Here is a 22,086-nt window from a genome sequence, read left to right on the forward strand (position 1 = left end):
ACCGGGCAATATTTGTAAGGGAGTAGTATGTCGTTACTTGAACAACTGGATAAAAATATTGCCGCTTCTGGCGGCTTGATTGTCTCCTGCCAGCCCGTTCCGGGCAGTCCGCTGGATAAGCCGGAGATTGTAGCGGCAATGGCGTTGGCGGCGGAACAGGCGGGCGCGGTTGCGGTGCGTATTGAAGGCATAGACAACCTGCGTGTGACCCGCTTGCTCGTTTCGGTACCCATTATCGGCATTATCAAACGCGATCTGGACGACTCTCCAGTGCGCATTACCCCTTTTCTCGACGATGTAGATGCGCTGGCGCAGGCCGGCGCAGCTATTATCGCCGTTGATGGAACCGCTCGGCAACGGCCGGTAGCCGTTGAGGCGTTGTTGGCGCGCATTCATCACCACCATCTACTGGCGATGGCCGACTGCTCATCCGTGGACGATGGTCTCGCCTGCCAACGGTTGGGCGCGGACATTATCGGCACGACAATGTCTGGCTATACCACCCCCGATACGCCGGAGGAACCCGATCTGCCCTTAGTCAAAGCGTTGCATGACGCCGGATGCCGGGTGATAGCCGAAGGGCGCTATAACTCGCCAGCACTGGCGGCGGAGGCGATCCGCTATGGCGCATGGGCGGTGACGGTGGGGTCCGCCATTACCCGTCTGGAACATATCTGTGGATGGTATAACGACGCATTAAAAAAGGCGGCGTCATGACTACGTTAGCAATCGATATTGGCGGTACTAAACTTGCCGCCGCGCTCATCGACAACAACTTGCGCATTAGCCAGCGTCGCGAGCTGCCGACCCCCGCGAGCAAAACGGCGGATGCGTTACGTGAAGCATTAAAAGCGCTGGTTGAACCGCTACGGGCAGAGGCGCGTCAGGTAGCGATAGCTTCTACCGGGATCATTCAGGAAGGGATGCTGCTGGCGCTAAACCCCCATAATCTGGGCGGCTTGCTACACTTTCCGTTAGTACAAACACTGGAAACGATCGCTGGCCTGCCGACGCTGGCGGTGAACGACGCGCAGGCGGCGGCCTGGGCGGAGTATCACGCGCTCCCTGATGATATCCGCGATATGGTATTTATCACCGTTTCAACCGGCGTTGGCGGCGGCGTTGTCTGCGACGGCAAGCTCCTTACCGGAAAAGGCGGTCTGGCTGGGCACCTGGGACACACCCTGGCGGACCCACACGGGCCCGTATGCGGCTGTGGACGCGTTGGCTGCGTAGAGGCCATCGCCTCTGGACGAGGGATGGCCGCGGCGGCGCGGGACGATCTGGCGGGATGCGATGCCAAAACCCTATTTATTCGCGCTGGCGAAGGTCATCAGCAGGCGCGACATCTGGTAAGCCAATCCGCGCAGGTAATAGCGCGAATGATCGCCGATGTGAAAACGACTACCGACTGCCAGTGTGTGGTCATTGGCGGCAGCGTAGGGTTAGCTGAGGGATACCTGGAGCAGGTTCGCGCGTTTTTGATGCAAGAGCCTGCGCCTTATCACGTGGCGCTGAGCGCCGCTCGCTATCGGCATGACGCAGGATTATTAGGCGCTGCGTTGTTAGCTCAAGGAGACACATTATGATGATGGGGGAAGTACAGTCGTTGCCTTCTTGCGGGTTGCATCCGCGATTGTTGGATGCCTTGACTCTCGCGCTGGCGGCAAGGCCGCAGGAGAAAGCGCCGGGGCGCTATGAATTGCACGGCGACAATGTCTTTATGAATGTAATGCAGTTAACGACGCAAATGCCGGCCGAGAAGAAAGCGGAATTGCATGAACAATACATTGATATTCAGCTACTACTAACCGGCGTCGAGCGTATTGCGTTTGGGATGTCCGGTGCCGCTCGCCAGTGCGAGGAGATGCACGTTGAAGAGGATTACCAGCTTTGTAGTCAAATTGTCGACGAGCAGACTATTACGCTGCAAGCGGGGATGTTTGCTGTGTTTATGCCGGGAGAACCGCATAAACCGGGATGTGCAGTGGGTGAGCCGGATGACATCAAGAAAGTGGTAGTGAAAGTACGCGCCAGTCTGCTGGCGGCCTGAATCTCTTGCCGGAGCAGTCTTCCGAACGCAGCCCCTTACGGGGCTGCGTGGTGAATGTGCCGGAGAGCGCGGGTATGACGGGTTAACGCTTAAACGTCACGGCTTCCGGCTGGGTCAGGTGCAGCGTCGTCTGGCTCGGCACCGTCTCGGCAATTACCCGCCCGTGGCGAATCGAGTAACGGGCAGGCGTCTGGCGACGTACCGCATCGAATCCATTCTCAGCGGGTAAGATAACCAGATTCGCGGCATTGCCGACGCTCAGACCGTAGTCCTGCAGGTGCAAAGTTTTTGCGCTGTGGGTAGTGATCAGATTTAACCCGTCGTTGATTTGCCCATACCCCATCAACTGGCAAACGTGTAACCCCATATGCAGCACCTGCAGCATATTTGCCGTGCCTAATGGATACCACGGATCGAAGACGTCATCATGGCCAAAGCAGACGTTGATCCCCGCTTCCAGCATCTCTTTCACTCGCGTGACGCCACGACGTTTCGGGTAAGTGTCAAACCGTCCTTGCAGATGAATATTCACCAGCGGGTTGGCGACGAAGTTAATCCCCGACATTTTCAACAGGCGGAACAAGCGTGACGCATACGCGCCGTTGTACGAGTGCATAGCCGTGGTATGGCTGGCGGTCACGCGCGCCCCCATGCCATCACGATGCGCCAGCGCCGCGACCGTTTCGACAAAGCGAGACTGCTCGTCATCAATTTCGTCGCAGTGCACATCGATCAAGCGATCGTATTTCTGCGCCAGGGCGAAGGTTTTGTGCAGCGATTCAACGCCATATTCCCGCGTGAACTCAAAGTGCGGAATGGCGCCAATAACGTCAGCGCCCAAACGCACGGCTTCCTCTAACAGCGCTTCACCGTTAGGATAAGACAGAATACCTTCTTGCGGAAAGGCGACAATTTGCAGGTCTACCCACGGCGCAACCTCTTGCTTCACTTCCAGCATGGCTTTCAGCGCGGTGAGCGTAGGATCTGAAACGTCAACGTGAGTACGAACGTACTGGATGCCGTTAGCCATCTGCCATTTCAGGGTCTGCATCGCGCGCGCTTTCACATCTTCATGCGTGAGCATTGCTTTACGTTCTGCCCAGCGCTCAATCCCTTCAAACAGTGTGCCGGACTGGTTCCAGCTCGGTTCACCCGCCGTTTGCGTGGTATCCAGGTGGATATGTGGCTCAACAAACGGTGGAATAGCCAGGCCGCCTTCGGCATCAAGCACTTCGCCCTGCGGTAACGATGCGGCTTCCTGAGGCTCAATCCGGCTAAAGCGCCCGTTTTCAATCGTAATCTGCCATAATCCTTCGTGTCCCTGCAGACGCGTCTGACGAATAGTGATGTTATTGTTCTGCATGGCTGACCTCTGGTGATTTAGCAAGGCTGCGGTTGAAAAGTGGATTCAGCAGGATATAGCTGAAGACGCCGCCGAGTACGGCGTTGACGGGCACAATACCAGGAACATAATGTCCGGCGGCGATGCCCAGCGCGACGGAAAGAATAGCAATCCAGTTAACGGGAATAAAGCGCACGGTGTTGAAGTCGGCATAGCGGCGACGGTTCAACAGATAGTCGGCAATAATCACTCCGCCAATCGGTGGGATGGCAGATGACAGGAACGTCAGCCAGCCGACAAAATTATTGTAAAGCCACAGCGCGCACACGGTACCGATAATCCCGTTCACCACCGACAGCGTACGGCTGGAAAGACCGGTAATATTGGCGAAGCCCAGACCCGATGCGTACAGCGCGTTATCGTTGGTGGTCCAGATATTCAGGCCAAGCACCACAATCGCGGGCAGCAGCAGCCCCTGCGCTATCATCACGTCAGAGATATCCGCCTGACCGACGGCGGCAGCGCCTGCCGCGCCAAAGATAAACATCAGCGAGTTGCCGAGGAAAAAAGCGACCATCGCAATCAGTACGGCGCTTTTGGCATGACGCCCGAAGCGGACGAAGTCGGCGGTCAATGTACCGGCGCTGACAAACGAGCCCACCACCAGCGCCAGCGCGCTGGAAAAATCCAGCGGCGTCTGCGGCGCTATCGTTTTTAAATGCTCCAGCCCACCCACGCCGCTGACCGCCAGCCAGACGGAGTAGCTGCCCAGAATAACGATCGCGGGTACGGCAATGATAGACAAAATGGTCAACGCCGAGATGCCGAAAAAAATGGTCAGGGTCATCAGCAGACCCGAAACGGCAATCAGGATATTGGCATCAATGCCCGTCGCTTTACTGACCGGAATAGCGAACATCGCTACGCCAACGCCAAACCAGCCTACCTGTGTGCCGCCAAGCAGCAAGGAGGGAAGCCATGAGCCTTTAACGCCAAAGGAGTAACGTGCAAGGAGGTGGGTGGAGAGTCCGGTTTTTGCGCCGATGTAGCCAAGAAATGCAGTGTAGATACCGAGGAGGAGATTACCGAAGAAAACTGCGAGGAAGAAATCATTATAAGAAAGACCGGTGCCGAGTGTCCCTCCGGTCCACATACTGGCGGAAAAAAACGTTAAACCCAACATGACAAACGTCAGTGGAATCACGCCCTTCCGCGCCGCCAGAGGGACGGGGCCCTGGCTATAATTGTTGTCCTGCGACACAACGCCTCCATGAATTTTGCCCAAAAAATCCGCCGCATAATATACAGTTCTCAGAATAAAGCAAACGTTTTCGTATGATATTTTTTTGATAATTATTCATGGAATTAATGGTTCGCTAGTTTTTCTCCGTTGTCAGTGAACCACCGCGTGTGAGTTGAGTTTCCAGCATGGTTTGCGAACGAATAAGTTCGTCTGTGAGTAATTTTTCGTCGGGCAACTGCACTTTGTATTTGCTCGCCATGATGGTGTTTGGCAGGCCAGTCAGCGCGTAATGCGCTTCCCCCGCGCCTTTCCCTGCGCACAAAACCAGGCCGACTGGCGGGTTTTCCCCGGGCATTGTCCAGTGCTCTTTGGCATAGTTCAGGTACATATTCATCTGCCCGGCATCCGCATAACCGAATTTGCCTACCTTCAGGTCAACGAGCAACAGGCAGCGCAAGCGACGATGGAAGAACAGCAGATCGACGCGGAACCAGCTATCGTCTATGCGTAGTCGGCGTTGGCGGCCAACAAAAGCAAAATCGTCACCGAGCTCCAGCATAAAGTCCATCAGGTGGCTGAGCAGCGCGTCTTCGAGATCTGATTCGGAATACTCGTCCTTCAGGTTAAGAAATTCCAGAATGAACGGGTCGCGTATGGCTTGCTCCGGCAAAACGTTTGGCTCGGCGGGTGCGGGCTGCTGCAACATGGCGGATTTGTCGTGGGACAGTAGCGTTCGTTCGTAAAACTGAGTGGCGATTTGCCGATCGAGCTGCCTAACTGACCAGCCGTTACGTAGCGTCTCTTTCTCGTAAAAAGTGCGGGCATCGGGATTTTTTACCGACAAGAGGCGGACATACGCTGACCAGGGAAGAGGGAATGTTTTGGCGAGCGGTATGAGATTTGAAAATTCCGCAGACAGTGTCTGCGGAATTTCAATATGTTGAAAACAAAGATAAAATGTACGAATTTGCCATAGGTTTCTGGTGGAAAAACCGCGCTTATAGCGCTGACTTAAATCTACCGATAATCGTTCGATAAGCTGAGTACCATAGGCCGCTCGCGCTTCTCCTCCCTGTTCAAATTCGACAATGCGTCGGCCAATTTCCCAGTAGGTGGCAGTCATAATGGCATTGATGCTGCGCACGGTCTCGGTACGTGCCGTATCGACCAGACGAATAATACCGTCATGGATTTGCTGATATTCATCAGACTGTGGCGCTAAAGTTGGATTCGTCATGTCGTCCCTTACGTGATAGTTTCATTGTGAAATTAGAACGCTATCAATACGCTTCAGGCGTAAACGGATCAATCTATGAACGGATTTTACATGGCATTACATCTCGATTTACGAGCGGGTTTCCAGAATCGGCAGGAGAGATATTGAGGAGAGGAATATCGGCTCCCCAGCCATCAGCCAAGGCAGTAAGCGGGGAGCCGGAAGGGTTATACTTCGAGGTAGTTCATAATCCCGTCAGCCGCTTTACGGCCTTCCGCAATCGCCGTCACCACCAGATCGGAACCGCGCACGATGTCGCCACCGGCGAAGATTTTCGGGTTGCTGGTCTGGAAAGCATTATCGCTGCGTTCCGGCGCGATAATTCGTCCCTGCGAGTCCAGTTCCACGCTGTGTTTCGCCAGCCATTCCATGCTGTGTGGACGAAAACCAAACGCCATCACCACCGCATCAGCCGGAACCACATGCTCGGAACCGGCGACGATCTCTGCCCGCCGACGGCCTTTGGCATCCGGTTCGCCCATTTCAGTGCGCACCATTTTTACGCCGCTCACTTTGCCGTTGGCATTGACTTCAATGCCCAGCGGTTGAACGTTAAACTGAAACTCGACACCTTCCTCGCGCGCGTTCTTCACTTCGCGTCTGGAGCCCGGCATGTTCTCTTCATCACGACGATAAGCACAGGTTACGTGCGTTGCACCCTGACGAATGGAGGTACGTACGCAGTCCATTGCGGTATCGCCGCCGCCCAGCACCACCACGCGCTTTCCTTCCATGCTGACATATGGTTCGTCGCTGGTTTCGCCAAACCCCATGATCTGCTTCGTATTGGCGATCAGGAACGGCAGAGCGTCGAATACGCCGTCCGCATTTTCATTTTCCAGCCCGCCGCGCATTGACTGATAGGTGCCGACGCCAAGGAACACCGCGTCGTACTCTTTCAACAGCTCGTCAAGTTCGACGTCGCGACCCACTTCGGTATTAAGTTTGAACTCAATACCCATGCCGGTGAAGATCTCACGGCGGCGGGTCATGACTTCTTTCTCCAGCTTGAAGGCCGGGATACCGAAGGTCAGCAGACCACCGATTTCCGGATGGCGATCAAAGACCACCGCCTTCACGCCGTTGCGGGTCAGCACGTCGGCGCACGCCAGCCCTGCCGGACCTGCGCCGATTATCGCTACCCGTTTGTCCGTCTGGCGTACGCCGGTCATATCCGGGCGCCAGCCCATCTCAAACGCTTTATCGTTGATATAGCGCTCAATGTTACCGATGGTCACTGCGCCGAACTCATCGTGCAGCGTACAGGAGCCTTCGCACAGGCGGTCCTGCGGGCAGACGCGGCCACACACTTCCGGCAGGGTGTTGGTCTGGTGCGATAGCTCAGCCGCCTCAAAAATACGCCCTTCGTTAGCCAGTTTCAGCCAGTTCGGGATGTAGTTATGTACCGGACATTTCCACTCGCAGTAGGGATTCCCGCAGGACAAACAGCGATCCGCCTGGGCTTTCGCCTGACCTTCAGAAAACGGTTCGTAGATTTCAATAAACTCGATCTTACGGATCTTCAGCGGTTTCTTCGGCGGATCAACGCGCTGCAGGTCGATAAATTGATAAACATTCTGGCTCATTTCAATTCCTTACTGCGCCTGCACGCGCAATTCTGCCGCACTACGACTACGGTGGCCCAACAGGGCTTTGACATCGCTGGACTTGGGCTTAACTAACGCGAATTGGGTTGAGAAGCTTGACCACCTGGACAGGATCTCTTCGCCGCGTTGCGAACCAGTATGCTGCACGTGCTCGGTGATCAGGCCGCGCAGATGCTCTTCGTGGATAGCCAGCGAATCAACGTCCAGTACTTCTACCAGTTCCGGGTTCACGCGTTTACGGAATTCGCCATCTTCGTCCAGCACATAGGCGAAGCCGCCGGTCATCCCCGCGCCGAAGTTAACGCCGGTTTTACCCAACACGCAGACGATGCCGCCGGTCATGTATTCACAGCCGTTGTCTCCGATGCCCTCTACTACGGTAATCGCCCCGGAGTTACGCACGCCGAAACGTTCGCCCGCGCGCCCCGCCGCGTACAGACGGCCACCGGTCGCTCCATACAGGCAGGTGTTGCCGATGATGCTGGCTTTATGACTGAGGAAGGCGGAACCTACCGGTGGTCTGATGGCGATCAAACCGCCTGCCATACCTTTACCGACATAGTCGTTGGCATCGCCAGTCAGATATAACTCTACGCCGCCCGCGTTCCACACGCCAAAGCTCTGGCCTGCGGTACCGCTGAAGTGCGCTTTAATCGGATCGGAAGCCAGCCCCTGATCGCCGTGGGTCTGTGCGATGTAGCCGGAAAGCGACGCGCCGACGGAACGATCGGTGTTGCGGATGTCGAACCAGAAGGTTTTGCTCTGGCGCGCATCGACAAACGGTTTCGCCTGCTGCAACAGTTGCGCATTCAGCACGCCGTTATCAAACGGCGGGTTATTCTCGGTGCAGTACAGCGCTTTACCCGGATGAGGTTCAGCGGTTTCCAGTAGACGAGACAGCGCCAGCTTCTGCTGTTTAGCGGTGAAGCCCTCCAGCTCTTTCAGCAGGTCGGTGCGGCCAATCAAATCCACCAGGCGGGTCACGCCAAGCGAAGCCATCAGCTCGCGCACTTCGCGGGCGATAAATTCAAAGTAGTTGGTTACTTTGAACGGCAGGCCGTGATAGTGGTTCTTACGCAGTTTTTCATCCTGCGTCGCTACGCCGGTTGCACAGTTGTTCAGATGGCAGATGCGCAGGTATTTACAGCCCAGCGCCACCATCGGACCGGTGCCGAAGCCGAAACTTTCCGCACCGAGAATCGCCGCTTTAATGATGTCGACGCCGGTTTTCAGACCGCCGTCCACCTGCAGACGAATCTTGTGACGCAGACCGTTGGCGACCAGCGCCTGCTGGGTTTCAACAAGTCCGAGTTCCCACGGACAGCCCGCATATTTCACCGAAGAGAGCGGGCTGGCGCCGGTACCGCCGTCGTAGCCAGCGATGGTGATCAGATCCGCATAGGCTTTCGCCACGCCGGTCGCGATGGTGCCGACGCCCGGTTCGGACACCAGCTTCACGGAGATCATCGCCTTAGGGTTGACCTGCTTGAGATCGAAAATGAGCTGCGCTAAGTCCTCGATAGAGTAGATATCGTGGTGCGGCGGCGGGGAGATCAGCGTCACGCCCGGCACTGAATAGCGCAGTTTAGCGATATACGGAGTGACTTTATCCCCCGGCAACTGACCGCCTTCGCCCGGTTTCGCGCCCTGCGCGACTTTAATCTGAATCACATCGGCATTGACCAGGTAGGCCGGCGTCACGCCAAAGCGACCGGAGGCCACCTGCTTGATACGCGACACTTTATTGGTGCCGTAGCGCGCCGGGTCTTCGCCGCCTTCGCCGGAGTTGGAGTTGCCGCCGAGGCTGTTCATCGCTTCCGCCAGCGCTTCGTGCGCTTCCGGACTTAATGCGCCGATAGACATGGCTGCGGTATCAAAGCGTTTAAACAGCTCACTGGCGGGCTCAACCTCGTCGATAGTCACCGCCTCGCCGTCTGGATGTATCGCCAGCAGATCGCGCAGCGTTGCCGCCGGACGCTCATTGACCAGTTTGGCGTATTCCTGATAATCGCTGTACTCGCCGCTCTGTACCGCCTGTTGCAGGGTACGCACGACATCCGGGTTATAGGCGTGATATTCGCCGCCGTGGACGTACTTCAGCAGGCCGCCCGGGCTAATGGGTTTGCGCGCCAGCCAGGCGCGTTTGGAGAGATTCAGCAGATCCTGCTGGAAGTCATCAAAGCTCGCGCCGCCGATACGGCTGACCACGCCCTGGAAGCACAGGTTTACCACATCATCGTGCAGTCCGACCGCTTCAAACAGTTTGGAGCAGCGGTAAGAGGCAATGGTCGAAATGCCCATTTTGGACATAATCTTGTACAGCCCCTTGTTGATGCCGTTACGGTAGTTCTGCATCACGGTACGGTAGTTTTTGGCGATGGCCTGGGTATCAATCAGACGCCCCAGCGTTTCGTAGGCCAGGTACGGATAGATAGCCGTTGCGCCAAAGCCGAGCAGTACCGCAAAGTGATGCGGATCGCGGGCGCTTCCGGTTTCTACGATGATGTTGGCGTCGCAGCGCAGGCTTTGTTCTACCAGACGAGTCTGCACCGCGCCCACCGCCATCGGCGCGGGGACCGGCAGGCGATTCTTACCGATATTGCGATCCGAGAGGACCAGCAGCACGGTGCCGTTACGCACCATCTGTTCCGCTTTATCGCACAGCGCTTTAACCGTCGCGTCCAGTGTGGTTTCGGTGACATCAAAGGTAATGTCAAGCCAGTCGGCGCGGTAGTGATGCTCGCTCATGGTAGTGAGCTGTTTGAAATCGGAGTACAGCAGAATTGGCGATTTAAAACTCAGGCGATGGGCCTGACCTTCCGCTTCGCAGAAGACGTTCATTTCGCGACCGATGCTGGTGGCGAGCGACATGACGTGCGCTTCACGCAGCGGGTCGATAGGCGGGTTAGTGACCTGCGCGAACTGCTGGCGGAAGTAGTCGTAAATAATACGCGGCTGGCTGGAGAGCACGGCAAAGGGGGTATCGTCGCCCATTGAACCGACGGCTTCCTGGCCGTTTTCGCCCAACACGCGGATAACCGAGTCCAGCTCTTCGGCGCTGTAGTTAAACTGTTTTTGATAGCTGGCGAGCAGGTCATCGTCCAGTTCGCGGCTACCGACTTCTTCATCTGGCAACTCTTCAAACGGCACCAGACGGCGGACATTCTTTTCCATCCACGCTTTATACGGATGGCGGCTTTTCAGATCGTCATCGGTTTCCGCGGAATGCAGAATACGTCCGCCGCGGGTGTCGATCACCATCAGCTCGCCTGGGCCGACGCGGCCTTTCTCGACCACTTCATCCGGCTGATAGTCCCAGATACCGACTTCGGAGGCGCAGGTGATCAGCTTATCTTTGGTAATGACATAGCGTGCCGGGCGCAGGCCGTTACGGTCAAGGTTACAGGCGGCGAAGCGCCCGTCGGACATCACGATGCCTGCCGGACCGTCCCACGGCTCCATATGCATGGAGTTAAAGTCAAAGAAGGCGCGCAGATCCTGGTCCATATCGGGGTTGTTCTGCCAGGCGGGCGGCACCAACAGGCGCATGGCGCGGATGATGTCCATCCCGCCTGCCAGCAGCAGTTCCAGCATATTGTCCAGCGAGCTGGAATCCGAACCGGTTTCGTTAACAAACGGCGCAGCGGACTGTAAGTCCGGGATCAGCGGCGTCTGGAATTTATAGGTACGGGCGCGCGCCCACTGGCGGTTGCCGGTGATGGTGTTAATCTCGCCGTTATGCGCCAGGTAGCGGAACGGCTGCGCCAGCGGCCAACGTGGCACGGTGTTAGTGGAAAAGCGCTGGTGGAACAGGCAGATGGCCGATTCCAGACGCAGATCCGCAAGATCCAGGTAGAAGCGCGGCAGATCCGCCGGCATACACAGACCTTTATAAATGTTGACCAGGTTCGACAGGCTGCATACGTAGAAATCTTTGTCGTTCTGCAGGCGTTTTTCAATGCGTCGGCGGGCGATAAACAGGCGGCGTTCCATATCGCGCGGACGCCAGCCCGCCGGAGCGTTGACAAAAATCTGCTCAATACGCGGCAGGGAGGAGAGGGCGATTTCACCGAGCACGCCTTCATTGGTTGGCACATCGCGCCAGCCGACAATCGACAGGGTTTCCTGCTGTAATTCTTCTTCGACAATATGGCGTGACGCGGCGGCCAGTTCAGGATCTTTATTCAAAAAGATCATCCCGACGGCGTAGTTTTTGGCTAAGCGCCAGCCGCGCTCTTCGGCCACGATGCGAAAGAAACGGTCAGGTTTTTGTAACAGCAAGCCGCAACCGTCGCCGGTTTTACCGTCGGCAAGGATCGCGCCACGGTGCTGCATCCGGGCCAGCGCGTGTATGGCGGTACGCACTACCTTGTGGCTAGGTTCGCCTTCTATGTGGGCGATCAGGCCGAAACCACAGTTATCCTTCTCAAGGGATTTATCGTACAACATATCAGTGAACCTCCCCAGGCTCTACGGGACGCTCTCCCAACCGACGGCGCGCGGGCACAGCAAGAGCATGGCGACGGGGCTGGCGCATCATACGCTTACCTCGCATTCGCCCTCTTTGTGTCCTTTGCGCATTGGTAAATACGGTTAAGAGGGAATCTCAATTACTGCATAAATATGATGAGCAGACGGCTCATCCAGAAAGCTTCCAGCGGATCCCCAACTTATCGGGAATCCACACCCAGGTCAAATGGCAAACTGATTTATGCAAAAGTGTGCTGTAGCACAGATAACTTTTTGAATCTGTTGAAATTAAAAGGTTTTTTATAGAAGGGCTGCTAATACGGAGCGGCAGAAAGCCTGTGATCTGTCTCACTATAAGAGCCGCTCGCCAGGCATTATCTGACCTTGCTTTTTCAAAAATATTGGCATTTTATGCTGTTTTAAGCGTGAGCAGTATTGAATGCTACTGTTTTTATCGATGACCCAGCAAACGCTGAAAAAAGAGGGGAATATCAGGAAAAATCATCAGCGGGATTATGAATGAAATATCGTTTATTTTGCTTGATTATGCAATGGATAAAAGCCTTCCGGGACGATTGATCCAGGTCATCGCCAAAGGAGACTAAAAATGGCAGGCTTTGGCCTCTTTTTAAGAGGCGGTCTATCAGATTATGCAGTTACAGAAATTAGTCAATATGTTTGGTGGGGATCTTTTACGTCGGTATGGGCAAAAGGTTCATAAGCTGACGCTTCATGGCGGTTTTAGCTGCCCTAACCGCGACGGCACCATCGGGCGTGGCGGTTGCACCTTCTGTAATGTCGCCTCTTTTGCCGATGAGGCGCAGCAGCATCATTCGATTGCCGAGCAGCTTGCGCATCAGGCGCATCTGGTGAACCGCGCTAAACGTTATCTGGCCTATTTCCAGGCCTACACCAGCACCTTTGCGGAAGTGCAGGTGCTGCGTTCCATGTATCAACAGGCGGTCAGCCAGGCCAGTATCGTCGGGTTATGCGTCGGTACGCGTCCGGATTGTGTCCCGCAGGCAGTAGTAGATTTACTGTGTGAATATAAAGATCAAGGCTACGAGGTATGGCTGGAACTGGGATTGCAAACCGCGCACGATGAAACCCTGCACCGAATTAACCGCGGGCATGACTTCGCCTGCTATCAGCGTACCACCCGGATTGCCCGGGAGCGCGGGCTGAAAGTGTGCGCGCATCTGATTGTGGGGCTGCCGGGCGAAGGCCAGAGTGAATGCCTGCAAACCATGGAGCGTGTGGTGGAGACGGGCGTTGACGGTATTAAACTGCATCCGCTGCATATTGTGAAAGGCAGTACGATGGCCAAAGCCTGGGAAGCGGGGCGGCTGAACGGCATCGAACTGGACGACTACACGCTAACGGCAGGTGAGATGATTCGTCATACGCCGCCGGAGGTAATTTATCACCGAATTTCAGCCAGCGCTCGCCGTCCGACGCTGCTTGCCCCGCTGTGGTGCGAGAATCGCTGGACGGGGATGGTTGAGCTGGACAAATACCTGAATGAGCATGGCGTACAGGGCTCTGCGCTGGCCCGTCCCTGGATACCACCTGTAGCGTAGCGTGATGAGGGGCGCTACGCATATTTCGCACAATATTCAACGCGGTTCCCATAATTGGGTATTATGTGCGAAGTTGTGGTGAAGGAATCCTCTATGAAGCAAATTCGTATGCTGGCGCAATACTATGTCGACCTGATGATGAAATTGGGTCTGGTGCGCTTTTCCATGCTCCTGGCGTTGGCATTGGTGGTGCTGGCGATTGTCGTGCAGATGGCGGTGACCATGGTGCTGCATGGTCAGGTTGAAAGTATCGACGTTATTCGTTCCATCTTTTTTGGCCTGTTAATTACGCCCTGGGCGGTCTATTTCTTATCCGTTGTTGTTGAACAACTGGAAGAGTCAAGGCAGCGACTGTCGCGTCTGGTGCAAAAGCTGGAGGAGATGCGCGAGCGCGATCTCAAGCTTAACGTACAGTTGAAGGACAATATTGCCCAGCTTAATCAGGAAATTGCCGATCGCGAAAAAGCGGAAGCGGAGCTGCAAGAGACATTTGAACAGCTAAAAGTAGAAATTAAAGAGCGTGAAGAAGCGCAAATCCAGCTAGAACAGCAATCCTCTTTTCTGCGCTCCTTTCTGGACGCCTCGCCGGATTTGGTTTTTTATCGTAATGAGGATAAAGAGTTTTCCGGCTGTAACCGCGCAATGGAATTGCTAACCGGCAAGAGCGAAAAACAGCTGGTGCATTTGAAGCCGGAAGATGTGTACTCTCCTGAAGCGGCGGAGAAAGTCATTGAAACCGATGAAAAAGTATTCCGCCATAACGTCTCCCTGACCTACGAACAGTGGCTGGATTATCCGGACGGACGAAAGGCCTGCTTTGAAATTCGTAAAGTGCCTTATTATGACCGTGTCGGTAAACGTCATGGCCTGATGGGATTTGGTCGTGATATTACCGAACGTAAGCGTTATCAGGACGCGCTGGAGCGCGCCAGCCGCGACAAGACCACGTTTATCTCTACCATCAGTCATGAGCTGCGCACCCCGCTTAACGGCATCGTCGGTTTAAGCCGCATCCTGCTGGATACCGATCTCACCGCCGAACAGGAAAAATACCTTAAGACAATCCATGTCTCCGCCGTGACGTTAGGCAATATTTTCAATGATATCATTGACATGGATAAGATGGAGCGGCGTAAGGTTCAGCTTGATAACCAGCCGGTTGATTTCACCAGCTTTATGGCCGATCTGGAAAACCTTTCCGGTTTGCAGGCGCAGCAAAAAGGGCTACGTTTTGTGCTTGAGCCGACGCTGCCGTTGCCGCACAAAGTCATTACCGACGGAACGCGTCTGCGCCAGATTTTGTGGAATTTGATCAGCAATGCGGTGAAGTTTACTCAGCAGGGCCAGGTGACGGTACGGGCGCGCTATGATGAAGGCGACATGCTGCACTTTGAAGTGGAAGATTCCGGGATCGGCATTCCGCAGGATGAGCAGGATAAAATTTTCGCCATGTATTATCAGGTGAAAGACAGTAACGGCGGCAAACCGGCAACGGGTACCGGTATCGGGCTGGCGGTCTCCCGTCGGCTGGCGAAAAATATGGGCGGCGATATTACCGTTTCCAGTCTGCCGGGCAAAGGATCGACCTTTACGCTAACGGTTCATGCGCCAGCGGTGGCGGAAGAGGTGGAGGACGCCTTTGATGAAGACGACATGCCGCTGCCCGCGCTGCATGTTCTGCTGGTCGAAGATATTGAACTGAACGTGATTGTGGCGCGTTCGGTACTGGAAAAACTGGGGAACAGCGTGGATGTCGCGATGACCGGCAAGGCGGCGCTGGAGATGTTCGCGCCGGGCGAATACGACCTGGTCTTACTGGATATTCAGCTACCGGATATGACGGGGCTGGATATTGCCAGAGAACTGACCCGTCGCCACACGCGGGAAGATTTACCGCCGCTGGTAGCGCTTACGGCTAACGTTCTGAAAGATAAAAAAGAGTATCTGGACGCTGGTATGGACGATGTGCTGAGTAAGCCGCTGTCGGTGCCGGCCTTAACCGCGATGATTAAAAAATTCTGGGATGCCACCGATAAAGAGGAGAGTACCGTGACGCCTGAAGAGAGCGATAAAGCGCAAGCGCTGCTGGATATCCCGATGCTGGAACAATACATCGAGTTGGTTGGGCCTAAATTGATCACCGACGGTCTCGCGGTGTTTGAAAAAATGATGCCTGGCTATTTAAGCGTGCTGGAGTCCAATCTGACGGCGCGTGACAAAAAAGGCGTCGTTGAGGAAGGGCATAAGATTAAAGGCGCCGCCGGTTCGGTAGGGCTGCGTCATCTGCAACAACTTGGCCAGCAAATCCAGTCGCCGGATCTTCCCGCCTGGGAAGATAATGTCGCGGAATGGATTGAAGAGATGAAGCAGGAGTGGCAGCACGATGTCGCGGTGCTGAAAGCCTGGGTGGCAAACGCGGAAAAAAAATGACCCCGGTTTGACCGGGGTGCGCGAATACTGCGCCAACACCAGGGAAATCGTGGCTGCGCCGTGCTTATTATGATGATGTCAAAGGCGCAGTCCTGTTTTCAGGCCGCACGCAGTTAAGATAGCAAATCCTAAATGATTTGTTACATGAATCATTTAAATGTGTGAAGCGTAGCATTTTAATCAAAATTATTAATGGGCTTGAGTCGGTTGCAGGAGGATGTTCACCATGAAAAAAATTGGCGTAGTGCTCAGCGGATGCGGCGTCTATGACGGCGCCGAAATTCATGAGGCCGTTCTGACGCTGTTGGCCATTGCCCGCAGCGGCGCACAGGCTGTCTGCTTCGCGCCGGATAAACCACAAGCGGATGTTATTAATCACCTGACCGGCGAAGCGATGGCGGAAACGCGTAACGTTCTGATTGAGGCGGCGCGTATTACGCGGGGCGATATTCGTCCCCTGTCCCAGGCGCAGCCAGAGGAACTGGATGCGCTCATTGTGCCCGGTGGTTTCGGCGCGGCGAAGAACCTGAGTAATTTCGCCAGCCAGGGGAGCGAATGCCGGGTGGATAGCGATGTCGTCGCGCTGGCGAAGGCCATGCACCAGTCCGGCAAGCCGCTGGGATTCATCTGTATCGCGCCCGCAATGTTGCCGAAAATCTTTGACTTCCCGCTACGTCTGACAATAGGGACGGATATTGATACCGCTGAAGTACTTGAAGAGATGGGCGCCGAACACGTACCTTGCCCGGTTGATGATATCGTTGTGGACGAGGATAACAAGGTCGTGACCACCCCTGCCTATATGCTGGCGCAGGATATCGCTCAGGCGGCAAGCGGCATTGATAAATTAGTGTCGCGCGTGCTGGTTCTGGCGGAATGAGCAAACGACGCATCGCGCCGTTAACGTTTTTGCGCCGTCTACTTTTACGTATCCTTGCTGCGCTCGCCGTCTTTTGGGGCGGCGGCATTGCGCTGTTTAGCGTGGTTCCGGTGCCTTTTTCGGCGGTGATGGCGGAACGGCAGATTAGCGCCTGGCTAAGTGGAGAATTTGGTTATGTGGCGCATTCTGACTGGGTCAGTATGGCGGATATCTCGCCGTGGATGGGGCTGGCGGTAATTGCGGCGGAAGACCAGAAGTTCCCTGAGCACTGGGGCTTTGATGTTCTGGCGATTGAAAAAGCGCTGGCGCATAATGAGCGGAATGAGAGCCGTATTCGCGGCGCCTCTACGCTTTCGCAGCAAACGGCGAAAAATCTCTTTTTATGGGATGGACGCAGTTGGCTGCGCAAAGGTCTGGAGGCCGGGCTAACGCTGGGTATTGAAACTGTCTGGAGCAAAAAGCGCATTCTCACGGTTTATCTGAATATCGCGGAGTTTGGCGATGGTATTTTCGGCGTGGAGGCTGCGGCGCAACGGTATTTTCATAAACCTGCCAGTCGCTTGAGTATGTCTGAAGCCGCGTTGCTGGCGGCGGTATTGCCAAATCCGTTACGCTATAAGGCGAATGCGCCTTCCGGCTATGTGCGTAGCCGGCAGGCGTGGATTATGCGCCAGATGCGCCAACTGGGCGGGGAATCTTTTATGACGCGCAACCAGCTTAATTAATTTTGCCGATTGGCGGCGCGAACGCCTTATCCGGCCTGCGATCTGTGTCGTCCAGGCCTGATAAGCACAGGCCATTAAGCTTCGTGAGAAGTAAGCGCCAGCCGTTTCTTGTCTTTTGGCTGCGCGTCCCTCTCCAGGGCAACGGCCAGCGCAGGCTGGGCGATAAACCGCTGCCACACTCTCTCCAGTTTGCGTTCACAGCACCATGTTGACCAGGTCGCCAGCGGGATAAAGGTACTTTCACCCAGATTGTCGCAAACCACCGGAATCACTTCTGACTCGCTGATACGCTGGCACAGGATGTTTTGCGGCTTCAGCGACATCGTCACAATATGGTTGTCCAGCAGGTAACGTTTCAGTTTTTTCAGTAGCTGCCGCAGGACAGCGACATCCTCTTCATAACGACATTGCGCGGCGAACTCGGTCAGGGTAATAGAGGGCGCGCCGTTGAAATCGGTAATCATGTCGTAGACATAGCCGGTGCCGCAATCGGTTTCTACCGTGCCGTAATAACGGGGGATAGCGCTCCAGTCCGTCAGGTAGCGGGACAGATGCGCATAGTAGCTCAGTTCACGCCGAATCTCTTTATCACCGCCGTGGTCACGGTTGTAAATGACTTTTATGCAACGCCGGGCATTATCCGGATGCGTATAGCATTTACGATGTCGACCAGCGCCCAGCGGAGTCTGTTTCGATAAGAGGATCATGGCAAGTCCTGGAAAAATTTATTCACATAAATTTAGTATGGACAAAGAACTTAAACAAAACCTAAACGAAATTTTTTAAGGTTTTCTTAATGTTTTTATGCATAGGTAAAGCGCACGAAATGTACAAATCTTACGAAAGGGTGGGGCTGCGGGACAAGAGGCAGGCAGGCGTAACACGCCCGGTTTTGGGGTGACTGTCATCAAATACCGGGACGGCGTTGGGGTAAATAGGGTATAGAGGGGGAGGTTTAGTCTTCGTCAAAGCCGGAATTGAACAGCGCGATAACCGCCGCCAGCGCTTCAACTTCTTGCGGGCCGGTGGCTTCAATTTCGATCTGACGCCCTTTGGCGGAGTCGAGCATTAACAGAGCGATGACGCTATTTGCTTCCGCTTCGGTGCCTTCGTCATTGCGTAATAGCACCTCGGCGTCAAAACCCTGCATCAGTTCGAAAAGCTTCATGGCAGGCCGGGCATGCATGCCCAGCTTATTGGTGACTTCAACAGTTTGCTTTACGGTCATGTTTTGCGTTTTTCCAGCGTGCGATGGCGAGACTGGACATTTTTACCGCGCGAGCGGAAGTAGTCTGCCAGCTGTTCTGCAATATACACCGAACGGTGTTTCCCGCCGGTACAACCGATAGCGACGGTAAGGTAGCTGCGGTTGTTGGTCTCCAGCATTGGTAACCATAGCTCAAGATAGCTGCGAGTCTGATAGATAAAATTGTGAACTTCTGTGTGTCGGTCAAGAAACGCGGCTACCGGCTTATCAAGCCCGGTCATGGGGCGCAGTTTTGGGTCCCAGTGCGGGTTGGGCAGAAAGCGGACATCGAACACATAGTCCGCATCAATCGGGATACCATGTTTAAAGCCGAAGGACTCAAATACCATCGTCAGTTCGCGCTCGCGTTTGCCCAACAGCCGGGTACGCAGCATCTCCGCCAGCTCATGGACGGACATTTCTGAAGTGTCGACGATCAGATCCGCACGTGAGCGTAACGGCTCCAGCAAGTCACTCTCTTTATCGATCGCACTCTCTAAAGAAAGATTTTTGCTGGAAAGCGGATGCAAACGGCGCGTGTCGCTGTAGCGGCGAATTAAGGTATTGCGGTCGGCATCAAGAAACAGCAATTGCGGCGAGAAAGCGCCAGGCAGATTATTCATCGCCTGTTCAAAAATCTCAGGTGATTCAGGCATATTGCGCACATCAATGCTAACGGCGGCGGAAATCTGGCGATCGGCCAGCGTTCGCGCCAGATCGGGCAACAGCACGACGGGGAGGTTATCCACGCAGTAAAATCCCATATCTTCCAGCGCGCGCAGAGCGACAGATTTACCTGATCCGGAACGCCCGCTGACGATCATCAGTACCATGTACCGTTTCTCCTCACAACGACAGAAATAAATGCCATTGAGTTGTTATGCCTCATTCTGCTCACCTTCGGTGTCAGTAATGATTTGATACAGCTCTTCATCATTCAGCGCCGCGCGCAGGCGGCGGCAGATCGTTTTATCCGCCAGACGTTTCGCCACCAGCGACAGCGTGTGCAGATGCGTTTTAGTTTGATCGGCGGGCACCAGCAGAGCGAAGAGGAGATCGACCGGCTGGTTATCGATGGCGTCGAACGCGATCGGCGTTTCGAGCTGAACGAACACGCCGACGGCGCGTAAGGTATCTTCTTCCAGTTTCCCGTGCGGGATGGCGATACCATTACCAATACCGGTACTGCCCATTTTTTCGCGTGTCAGAATGGCTTCAAACACGACCTGAGGAGGTAAACTGAGCTGTTTTGCCGCCAGTTCGCTGATGATTTCCAGCGCGCGTTTCTTACTCTGACAATGAACGCCGCTACGCGTACACTCCTGGTTAAGTACACTGCTCAGTTGTAGAGTCGTATCGTTATTTATCATAATTTCACCTAAGAACCTGTCCTGTCAGGTTGATGGCCAGGTTCGGAGCGCTAACTGTACAAATGGCCCGTTGCGTCACACAACAGGCCGTCCTGCACTGGCTAACTGCCCGGACAATTAGTGTTGTTTCAGTTTATCTTTATGCCTGGTTAACTGCCTTGCCAGTTTATCAATCAAGCCGTCAATGGCGGCATACATATCCTGGCCTTCCGCGCTGGCGTGAATTTCGCCGCCATTAACGTGTAGCGTCGCATCCGAGATGTGCGTGACCTTCTCCACTTTCAACACCACGTATACCTGATTAATCCGCTCAAAATACTGTTCAAGTTTGGCGAATTTTGTCGTCACAAATTCACGCAGGGCTTCAGTAATTTCGACATTATGTCCGGTGATATTGAGCTGCATAGTGTCTTCCTTATCGGTTGGGTCAAACCAGCTGTTTGCGTTGGTTTGACGGCGGAATGGATAAAGACTCTCGGTACTTCGCAACAGTGCGGCGCGCCACCATGATACCTTGTTCTGACAGCAGAGAGGTTAACTTGCTGTCGCTCAGTGGTTTCGCGGGGTTTTCCGCCGCAATTAACTTCTTCACCAGCGCGCGAATCGCGGTGGAAGAGGCTTCGCCTCCGCCTTCGGTATTGACGTGGCTGGAAAAGAAATATTTGAGTTCAAAAATACCGCGCGGGCTGTGCAAATACTTCTGCGTGGTCACGCGGGATATAGTGGATTCGTGCATCTCGACGGCCTGGGCGATATCCGCCAGTACCATCGGTTTCATATATTCTTCGCCCTGTTCAAAAAAGGCTTGCTGTTGCTCGACGATGCAGCGACTGACGCGCAGCAGCGTGTCGTTGCGGCTTTCAAGGCTTTTTATCAGCCACTTCGCATCCTGTAAATTACTGCGGATGAACTGGCTGTCGGCATCGTTGCGCGCGCTGTTACACATGGCGGCATAGTGCTGGTTAATCTGTAAACGGGGAATACTGTCGCTATTAAGCTCCACCGTCCAGCGACCGTTATGCTTGCGTACCAGCACATCCGGGATAACGTACTCCGGCTCGCCGGTCTGGATCGATTGACCGGGTCTGGGATCGAGCGACTGAATCAGGTTTACCGCCTCTTTCAGCACCTCTTCTTTCAGTCGGGTAACGCGCATCAACGTGCGGAAATCGTGGTTGGCCAGCAGATCAAGGTGATCGCAGATAATAAGCCGCGCCTCTTCCAGCCACGGCGTGGATTTGTCGAATTGTGAAAGCTGGATCAGCAGACAGTCGCGAAGATCTTTTGCCGCGACGCCCACCGGATCAAAACGCTGAATACGCTTCAGGACGGCTTCGACCTCATCGAGATCCACCTCTACATCGCCCATGCTTTCGCGAATTTCGTCCAGGGATACGGTGAGATAACCGGTATCATCTACCGCATCGACAATGGATGTCGCAATAGCGCGATCGGTATCCGAGAAGGGCGTTAGCTCAACCTGCCACATCAGATAATCCTGCAACGACTGCGTCGTTTCGCCCTGATAGACGGGCAGCTCATCGTCGATATAATCGCCGCTGGGGCCGGACGGCGTCCCGGCGGTGTAAATTTCATCCCAACTGGCGTCAAGCGGCAGCTCTTCCGGCATCTCTTTTTGTTCGAGCGCGTCGGCGGTATCGAGAGGATCGTTATCCTGAGGTTGCTGAGTGTCGATTTCGTCATGAAGATCGGTTTGCTCAAGCAGCGGGTTATTTTCCAGCGCTTGCTGGAGTTCCTGCTGAAGTTCCAGCGTAGACAACTGCAACAGACGGATGGCCTGTTGTAGCTGAGGCGTCATCGCCAGTTGTTGGCTAAGCCTGAGTTGCAAACCTTGCTTCATATT

18 protein-coding genes are annotated in these 22,086 nt (G+C 54.7%); 7 read left to right on the forward strand and 11 right to left on the reverse strand.

Going from position 1 to position 22,086, the window contains the following annotated elements; genetic code table 11:
* Window positions 1-27: 27 nt before the first annotated feature.
* Genes HV477_RS15430 through nanQ form a run of 3 tightly spaced genes read left to right on the forward strand, consistent with a single transcriptional unit; the run spans window position 28 to window position 2,053 of the window.
* Window positions 28-717, forward strand: coding sequence for an N-acetylmannosamine-6-phosphate 2-epimerase (locus HV477_RS15430; RefSeq protein WP_079899109.1), 690 nt, complete (start codon window positions 28-30; stop codon window positions 715-717).
* A complete protein-coding gene (gene nanK, locus HV477_RS15435; protein WP_175065155.1) occupies window positions 714-1,589 on the forward strand; it encodes an N-acetylmannosamine kinase in 876 nt (291 codons plus the stop codon). The genes HV477_RS15430 and nanK overlap by 4 nt, the downstream gene beginning before the upstream one ends.
* The gene (nanQ, locus tag HV477_RS15440) at window positions 1,586-2,053 is read left to right on the forward strand and encodes an N-acetylneuraminate anomerase (RefSeq protein ID WP_079899111.1); all 468 of its coding nucleotides are present in this window, start codon (window positions 1,586-1,588) and stop codon (window positions 2,051-2,053) included. Before nanK ends, nanQ begins: the two co-directional genes overlap by 4 nt.
* Window positions 2,054-2,135: 82 nt before the next feature.
* On the opposite strand, the gene HV477_RS15445 is transcribed toward nanQ, so the two are convergent.
* The 5 genes from HV477_RS15445 to gltB form a co-directional block, all read right to left on the reverse strand.
* Window positions 2,136-3,416 (reverse strand): cytosine deaminase, encoded by a 1,281-nt coding sequence (locus tag HV477_RS15445; protein WP_001180687.1) that lies wholly within the window; start codon window positions 3,414-3,416, stop codon window positions 2,136-2,138.
* Complete coding sequence (gene codB, locus HV477_RS15450; protein ID WP_024156719.1) at window positions 3,403-4,656, reverse strand: cytosine permease; 1,254 nt, start codon at window positions 4,654-4,656, stop codon at window positions 3,403-3,405. Before codB ends, HV477_RS15445 begins: the two co-directional genes overlap by 14 nt.
* Before the next feature lie 115 nt (window positions 4,657-4,771).
* Entirely contained in the window at window positions 4,772-5,875 is a 1,104-nt protein-coding gene (locus tag HV477_RS15455) for a YhcG family protein (protein ID WP_079899112.1), read from the reverse strand.
* Between the two features lie 206 nt (window positions 5,876-6,081).
* Window positions 6,082-7,500, reverse strand: coding sequence for a glutamate synthase subunit GltD (gene gltD, locus HV477_RS15460; RefSeq protein ID WP_079899113.1), 1,419 nt, complete (start codon window positions 7,498-7,500; stop codon window positions 6,082-6,084).
* 9 nt (window positions 7,501-7,509) lie between these two features.
* Window positions 7,510-11,970: a glutamate synthase large subunit gene (gene gltB, locus HV477_RS15465; protein ID WP_023165834.1), complete on the reverse strand. Its 4,461-nt coding sequence runs from the start codon at window positions 11,968-11,970 to the stop codon at window positions 7,510-7,512.
* A 671-nt stretch (window positions 11,971-12,641) separates the two neighbouring features.
* On the opposite strand from gltB, the gene HV477_RS15470 reads away from it, so the two are divergent.
* The 4 genes from HV477_RS15470 (at window position 12,642) to mtgA (ending at window position 17,606) form a co-directional block, all read left to right on the forward strand.
* Window positions 12,642-13,571, forward strand: a complete 930-nt coding sequence (locus tag HV477_RS15470; protein WP_001176876.1) for a TIGR01212 family radical SAM protein — start codon at window positions 12,642-12,644, stop codon at window positions 13,569-13,571.
* Window positions 13,572-13,664: 93 nt separating this feature from the next.
* Window positions 13,665-16,001 (forward strand): aerobic respiration two-component sensor histidine kinase ArcB, encoded by a 2,337-nt coding sequence (gene arcB / locus HV477_RS15475; protein ID WP_000809820.1) that lies wholly within the window; start codon window positions 13,665-13,667, stop codon window positions 15,999-16,001.
* Window positions 16,002-16,227: 226 nt separating this feature from the next.
* On the forward strand, window positions 16,228-16,881 hold the full coding sequence (elbB, locus tag HV477_RS15480) for an isoprenoid biosynthesis glyoxalase ElbB (RefSeq protein WP_000719811.1): 654 nt from the start codon (window positions 16,228-16,230) through the stop codon (window positions 16,879-16,881).
* Entirely contained in the window at window positions 16,878-17,606 is a 729-nt protein-coding gene (gene mtgA / locus HV477_RS15485) for a monofunctional biosynthetic peptidoglycan transglycosylase (protein ID WP_079899114.1), read from the forward strand. Before elbB ends, mtgA begins: the two co-directional genes overlap by 4 nt.
* Window positions 17,607-17,680: 74 nt before the next feature.
* Here the strand turns inward: mtgA and yrbL are convergent, their stop codons facing one another.
* The 6 genes from yrbL to rpoN all read right to left on the reverse strand — a co-directional run bounded on the left by yrbL (window position 17,681) and on the right by rpoN (window position 22,083).
* Window positions 17,681-18,313 carry a PhoP regulatory network protein YrbL gene (gene yrbL / locus HV477_RS15490; RefSeq protein WP_079899115.1) on the reverse strand — a complete coding sequence of 211 codons (633 nt, stop codon included), beginning with the start codon at window positions 18,311-18,313 and terminating at the stop codon, window positions 17,681-17,683.
* A 248-nt stretch (window positions 18,314-18,561) separates the two neighbouring features.
* Window positions 18,562-18,834, reverse strand: coding sequence for a PTS phosphocarrier protein NPr (npr, locus tag HV477_RS15495; protein WP_000216797.1), 273 nt, complete (start codon window positions 18,832-18,834; stop codon window positions 18,562-18,564).
* The gene (rapZ, locus tag HV477_RS15500; protein ID WP_000243749.1) at window positions 18,831-19,685 is read right to left on the reverse strand and encodes an RNase adapter RapZ; all 855 of its coding nucleotides are present in this window, start codon (window positions 19,683-19,685) and stop codon (window positions 18,831-18,833) included. Before rapZ ends, npr begins: the two co-directional genes overlap by 4 nt.
* A gap of 45 nt (window positions 19,686-19,730) precedes the next feature.
* Window positions 19,731-20,222, reverse strand: coding sequence for a PTS IIA-like nitrogen regulatory protein PtsN (ptsN, locus tag HV477_RS15505; RefSeq protein ID WP_000609332.1), 492 nt, complete (start codon window positions 20,220-20,222; stop codon window positions 19,731-19,733).
* 117 nt (window positions 20,223-20,339) lie between these two features.
* On the reverse strand, window positions 20,340-20,627 hold the full coding sequence (hpf, locus tag HV477_RS15510) for a ribosome hibernation promoting factor (protein ID WP_001176589.1): 288 nt from the start codon (window positions 20,625-20,627) through the stop codon (window positions 20,340-20,342).
* 22 nt (window positions 20,628-20,649) lie between these two features.
* Window positions 20,650-22,083 carry an RNA polymerase factor sigma-54 gene (gene rpoN, locus HV477_RS15515; RefSeq protein ID WP_000809020.1) on the reverse strand — a complete coding sequence of 478 codons (1,434 nt, stop codon included), beginning with the start codon at window positions 22,081-22,083 and terminating at the stop codon, window positions 20,650-20,652.
* Window positions 22,084-22,086 lie beyond the last annotated feature (3 nt).

This window comes from Salmonella sp. SG203, assembly GCF_013350575.1.
Taxonomy (GTDB): domain Bacteria; phylum Pseudomonadota; class Gammaproteobacteria; order Enterobacterales; family Enterobacteriaceae; genus Salmonella; species Salmonella enterica.

What these genes read in the sequence shown, in the direction of transcription:
- rpoN (WP_000809020.1), bottom strand. Translation starts at nt 22,083, where the DNA reads ATGAAGCAAGGTTTGCAACTCAGGCTTAGCCAACAACTGGCGATGACG.
- ptsN (WP_000609332.1), bottom strand. Translation starts at nt 20,222, where the DNA reads ATGATAAATAACGATACGACTCTACAACTGAGCAGTGTACTTAACCAG.
- nanK (WP_175065155.1), top strand. Translation starts at nt 714, where the DNA reads ATGACTACGTTAGCAATCGATATTGGCGGTACTAAACTTGCCGCCGCG.
- rapZ (WP_000243749.1), bottom strand. Translation starts at nt 19,685, where the DNA reads ATGGTACTGATGATCGTCAGCGGGCGTTCCGGATCAGGTAAATCTGTC.
- elbB (WP_000719811.1), top strand. Translation starts at nt 16,228, where the DNA reads ATGAAAAAAATTGGCGTAGTGCTCAGCGGATGCGGCGTCTATGACGGC.
- HV477_RS15430 (WP_079899109.1), top strand. Translation starts at nt 28, where the DNA reads ATGTCGTTACTTGAACAACTGGATAAAAATATTGCCGCTTCTGGCGGC.
- mtgA (WP_079899114.1), top strand. Translation starts at nt 16,878, where the DNA reads ATGAGCAAACGACGCATCGCGCCGTTAACGTTTTTGCGCCGTCTACTT.
- nanQ (WP_079899111.1), top strand. Translation starts at nt 1,586, where the DNA reads ATGATGATGGGGGAAGTACAGTCGTTGCCTTCTTGCGGGTTGCATCCG.
- gltD (WP_079899113.1), bottom strand. Translation starts at nt 7,500, where the DNA reads ATGAGCCAGAATGTTTATCAATTTATCGACCTGCAGCGCGTTGATCCG.
- gltB (WP_023165834.1), bottom strand. Translation starts at nt 11,970, where the DNA reads ATGTTGTACGATAAATCCCTTGAGAAGGATAACTGTGGTTTCGGCCTG.
- yrbL (WP_079899115.1), bottom strand. Translation starts at nt 18,313, where the DNA reads ATGATCCTCTTATCGAAACAGACTCCGCTGGGCGCTGGTCGACATCGT.
- hpf (WP_001176589.1), bottom strand. Translation starts at nt 20,627, where the DNA reads ATGCAGCTCAATATCACCGGACATAATGTCGAAATTACTGAAGCCCTG.
- HV477_RS15455 (WP_079899112.1), bottom strand. Translation starts at nt 5,875, where the DNA reads ATGACGAATCCAACTTTAGCGCCACAGTCTGATGAATATCAGCAAATC.
- npr (WP_000216797.1), bottom strand. Translation starts at nt 18,834, where the DNA reads ATGACCGTAAAGCAAACTGTTGAAGTCACCAATAAGCTGGGCATGCAT.
- HV477_RS15470 (WP_001176876.1), top strand. Translation starts at nt 12,642, where the DNA reads ATGCAGTTACAGAAATTAGTCAATATGTTTGGTGGGGATCTTTTACGT.
- HV477_RS15445 (WP_001180687.1), bottom strand. Translation starts at nt 3,416, where the DNA reads ATGCAGAACAATAACATCACTATTCGTCAGACGCGTCTGCAGGGACAC.
- arcB (WP_000809820.1), top strand. Translation starts at nt 13,665, where the DNA reads ATGAAGCAAATTCGTATGCTGGCGCAATACTATGTCGACCTGATGATG.